This is a genomic window from Leuconostoc sp. (assembly GCF_965300815.1).
Map to the genome: position 1 here is coordinate 1 of NZ_CBDKZH010000099.1, position 4713 is coordinate 4713.

General features: G+C 42.1%; 4 protein-coding genes and 1 pseudogene. 4 read left to right on the top strand and 1 reads right to left on the bottom strand.

The window, feature by feature from the left end:
• The 4 genes and pseudogenes from ACW12G_RS06395 to nrdF form a co-directional block, all read left to right on the top strand.
• A pseudogene (locus tag ACW12G_RS06395) lies at window positions 1-80 on the top strand (NrdH-redoxin); the annotation flags it as partial.
• Window positions 81-195: 115 nt separating this feature from the next.
• The gene (gene nrdE, locus ACW12G_RS06400; RefSeq protein ID WP_455647548.1) at window positions 196-2367 is read left to right on the top strand and encodes a class 1b ribonucleoside-diphosphate reductase subunit alpha; all 2172 of its coding nucleotides are present in this window, start codon (window positions 196-198) and stop codon (window positions 2365-2367) included.
• A gap of 30 nt (window positions 2368-2397) precedes the next feature.
• Window positions 2398-2838 (top strand): class Ib ribonucleoside-diphosphate reductase assembly flavoprotein NrdI, encoded by a 441-nt coding sequence (locus ACW12G_RS06405; RefSeq protein WP_029509467.1) that lies wholly within the window; start codon window positions 2398-2400, stop codon window positions 2836-2838.
• Window positions 2839-2840: 2 nt separating this feature from the next.
• Entirely contained in the window at window positions 2841-3818 is a 978-nt protein-coding gene (nrdF, locus tag ACW12G_RS06410; RefSeq protein WP_068851551.1) for a class 1b ribonucleoside-diphosphate reductase subunit beta, read from the top strand.
• 34 nt (window positions 3819-3852) lie between these two features.
• On the opposite strand, the gene ACW12G_RS06415 is transcribed toward nrdF, so the two are convergent.
• Complete coding sequence (locus ACW12G_RS06415; RefSeq protein WP_147000953.1) at window positions 3853-4521, bottom strand: phosphatase PAP2 family protein; 669 nt, start codon at window positions 4519-4521, stop codon at window positions 3853-3855.
• Window positions 4522-4713: the final 192 nt, after the last annotated feature.

Consider the following 4713-nt stretch of genomic DNA (forward strand, 5'->3'; position numbering starts at 1 on the left):
TCGGGTTCCGACTAACACCAGTTGTCGCCATTGAGGGCATGCCAATGTTTTCTGGTTTCCGCCCTGACGTACTCAAATAGATTTCAGCTTAATTTAAGCCATTAATGAATGAAGACCAAAGGCGGAAGTCAACGGCGATGAGTTGTTGATTTCCGCTTTTATAACAAATACAATAATAGAGTAAGGATTGTAATTATGCCACTAAAAGAGATTAACTTAGATAAGGTGACTTATTTTGACTTAAATAACCAAGTCAACATTCCAAAAAACAATCAAATTCAACTTGAAAAAGACCAAGAGGCGCTCGATGCTTTTCTGACGGAAAACGTTTGGCCGAATGTTTTAAAGTTCGACTCTTTGTCAGAACGTTTTGAGTGGCTTTTTGAGAATAACTTTTTGGAACGTGCCTTTATCGAACAGTATCGCTTAGCGTTTATTGAAGAATTGTATGCTTACCTTGAAGGTGAAAACTTTAACTTCAAGTCATTTATGGCGGCGTTCAAGTTCTATAACCAATATGCGCTGAAAACAAATGATGGTCAATATTACGTTGAAACTTACATCGATCGTGTTGCGATGAATGCATTGTATTATGCTGCGGGTAATGAAGCGTTGGCCTTGCGTTTGGCCGATGAAATGGTTCACCAACGTTACCAACCAGCCACACCAAGTTTTTTGAATGCTGGGCGGGCGCGTCGTGGTGAATTGGTGTCATGTTTCATTATTCAAACGTCGGACGACATGAATTCAATTGGACGAACGATTAATTCGGCGTTGCAACTTTCAAAAATGGGTGGTGGTGTCGGCATTAACGTGTCGAACTTGCGTGAAGCAGGGGCCCCAGTTATGGGAATCGCCAATTCAGCAGGTGGCGTTGTGCCAATCATGAAGTTGTTGGAAGACTCTTTCACATTTTCATCACAAGTTGGGGCACGACAAGGGGCCGGTGTGGTTTATTTGTCAGTATTCCATCCTGACATTATGGCTTTCTTGTCAACGAAGAAAGAAAATGCGGATGAAAAGATCCGTGTGAAAACATTGTCGCTTGGCTTGACTGTGCCAGACAAGTTCTATGAATTAGTGCGCAAGAACGAGGACATGTACTTGTTTAGTCCCGCAGACGTGGAAAAGGTGTATGGTGTCCCATTTAACTATGTCGATATCACGGCTGAGTACGACAACATGGTGGCCAATGATCAAATTACGAAATATCGGCTCAATGCGCGGACACTTGAAGAAGAAATTTCAAAGTTACAGCAAGAATCTGGCTACCCTTACATTATTAATATTGATGTGACCAACCGTGCTAACCCCATTGCAGGGAAGATTGTGTCATCAAACTTGTGTTCAGAAATTTTGCAAGTCCAGACACCATCGGAACTTGATAACGGACAACAATACACACGTTTGGGATCAGATGTCAGCTGTAACTTGGGATCAATCAACATTGTGAACATGATGGCAACGCCTGATTTTGAAACATCTGTTGATACGATGGTACGTGCCTTGACGTTTGTTTCTGATACGTCAAACTTGGATGTGGTCCCATCAATTGCCAAGGGTAACCAAGAAAAGCATGCCATTGGCCTTGGGGCAATGGGCTTGGCAGCTTATTTTGCACAAAACCAAATGTATTATGGTGACGAAGCGTCTCTTGACTTTACGTCAATATTCTTCATGACGTTGAATTATTATTCAATTAAAGCGTCAATGAAGCTGGCTAAGGAACGCCAAGAAAAGTTCTTTGAGTTTGACAAGTCAGCGTACGCCGATGGGACTTATTTTGATAAGTATCTCACGCAAGATTGGGCACCAAAAACACCAAAAGTTGCCGCTGCCTTTGCTAATCACCACGTGCCAACACAACGTGACTGGTTAGAATTAAAGGAAAATGTCATGACGTATGGGATGTATCATGCCTATCGTCATGCGATTGCGCCAACCGGTTCAATTTCTTATGTGAATGACACCACCGCAACATTGTTACCAATTGTCAATAAAATTGAAGAACGTCAAGAGGGGATGATCGGAAAAGTGTACTATCCTGCGCCTGGTTTAAACAACGAGACAATGCCATATTACGTGTCAGCCTATGATACGGATATGCGCAAAGTCATCGATGTTTATGCCGCGGCACAAGAACACATTGACCAAGGGATGGCCTTAACGTTATTCATGCGTTCAACGTTGTCAACGGCGTTGTATGAATGGAAAAAGGGTCGGACAGAAAAGATGACAACACGTGATTTGACGATTTTGCGTCACTATGCCTTTAATAAGGGGATTAAGTCATTGTATTATGTCCGCACATTTACGGATGATCACCAAGAATCTGGTGTGAACGAGTGTGAAAGTTGCTCGATTTAAGCACATCACGTTACAAGGGATAAGAGGGTCATGGTCAAAATTAATATTTTATATGCGTCAACAGAAGGTAACACAGTATCATTTGTCTCAAAGTTAAGCGAAGTGGCAGCAGCGCATGGCGACACGGTCGTCGCGCGTTGTATTGGGGATGAAACGGATTATGCTAACGAGACAGAGCCGTTTGTGGCTATTGTACCAACCTATTTAACAGGGGGTACAGGGACTGGGCCAGAAGTCACCGAGATTTTTACGAACGCTTTGGGCGACTACATCGCCTTTGGACGGAATCAACAGTATCTCAAAGGTGTCATCGGCTCAGGGAACCGTAATTTTAACGTCCAATTCAATTTGACAGCGACACGTTATGCTGAACGGTTTAACGTACCGATGTTATATGCCTACGAATTACGCGGAAGCACATTCGATGCAGACAAAGCTTATCACTTAATCAAACCAATATTTGGAGAATAACTGTGGTACAACATTTAAAAGACAATTCATATACAGCAATTAACTGGAACAACATTGAAGACGAGTTGGACAAGGCAACGTGGGAAAAGCTCACCCAACAATTTTGGCTCGACACGCGTATCCCGATTTCAAATGATTTGCGGCATTGGCGTGGTAACATGACACCGCAAGAACAAAAAACGATGAACCTTGTGTTTGGTGGGCTCACGACGTTGGATACTTTGCAATCACAAGATGGGTTGGCCCAACTGAAGTTTGATGCGCTTAACCAAAAAGAAGAAGCCGTTTTGAATAACATCCAATTTATGGAATCAATTCATGCGAAGTCTTATTCATCAATTTTTGAGACGTTAAATGAAAAGTCAGAAATTGAAGCGATTTTTGAATGGGCTGATAACAACGAATTTTTGCAATATAAGGCCAACCGCATCAATGATGTGTACCAAACAGGCACACCATTGCAAAAGAAAGTTGCCTCTGTCTTTTTGGAAACATTCTTGTTCTATTCTGGTTTTTATACGCCACTTTATTTCTTGGGACACAACAAAATGCTGAACGTGGCGGAAATCATCAAGTTGATTATTCGTGATGAATCTGTTCACGGTACGTATATTGGGTATAAGTTCCAAATTGGCTTTAATCAATTATCTGAAGCGGAACAAGCAGAATTGCAAGCTTGGATGTATGATTTGCTCTATGATCTTTATGAAAATGAAGAGAATTACACACATGAATTGTACGATGACTTGGGCTGGTATGATCAAGTCATGACCTTCCTCCGTTATAATGCCAATAAAGCATTGATGAATCTTGGTCAGGAACCAATGTTCCCTGATGGTGCCGAGGATGTGAATCCGGTGGTCATGAATGGTTTGTCAACGTCAACGGCGAACCATGACTTTTTCTCAGGTGTTGGGAACGGGTATCTCTTGGGTGCTGTTGAGGCGATGGAAGAAGACGATTACACAATCGGACAATAATAAAAAGCGTGATTGCAAACAGCAATCACGCTTTTTAAATTTCTTCATGTTCAAATAATGGGACGCGTCGTTGGAGAAAAGTGGCGAACTTTGGATAAAGGGTGGCTGAAATAATCACCCAAGCATAGGCGAATAGAATCGCTGCAACCGTATCACTTAAAAAATTAGCGTTGAAATACAAACGACTCATAATGGTTAGGGCACCGATGAGCTGGGTCAACCAAGTGATAATGATTTGCGCACGGTGGCTGTTGATATTGGGCGTCACTAAGATACCAATAATGAAAATGACGACGAACAAGCCAAAGACGTGTGAGCTGGGAAATGAAGAGGCTGTATCCGATAATAAATGACCAACTGGCCGTGGCCGATTGACAATGAAGCGGATGATACTCAACACCACGTCACCAAGTAAGACGCTGACAACGGTCCAAATCGCTGGGACACGCAATTGCGCAATGACGAGCACGCCAGCCAAAATAAAGGCATAAATGACGTCGACGACGGGATTACCTAAAAAGGTCGCAATGGCCATAACCGTATCACCAAAGTTAGACTGTACCGTGTTGAACAGACTGTGTAACAGTTGGTCGAGTGCGACAGGCACTATAATATTAAATTTAGTGAGTAGGCCGAGCAGACAGGCGATCAGAAAGCAAATCAGAGCGTGCCGGCGCTGTTTATTGGTGGCGGATACAATCATGAGTTACAACTCCAAATGCAGTTTTTTACCTTATTCTAGTATAATGAATGCCTGCGATATAAACAAGATAATTTACTTGAAATCCAGTCAGCATTAGCAGAATCAGCATCAGCCAAAAAAATTAAAAAAATTCGCGAAAAGGGGTTGTCAAGGTTTTAAATATTTGTTATTATAATATAGTTGTTTGAGACA

Coding starts and splice junctions, on each gene's coding strand:
- nrdE (WP_455647548.1), top strand. CDS start 196: ATGCCACTAAAAGAGATTAACTTAGATAAGGTGACTTATTTTGACTTA.
- ACW12G_RS06405 (WP_029509467.1), top strand. CDS start 2,398: ATGGTCAAAATTAATATTTTATATGCGTCAACAGAAGGTAACACAGTA.
- ACW12G_RS06415 (WP_147000953.1), bottom strand. CDS start 4,521: ATGATTGTATCCGCCACCAATAAACAGCGCCGGCACGCTCTGATTTGC.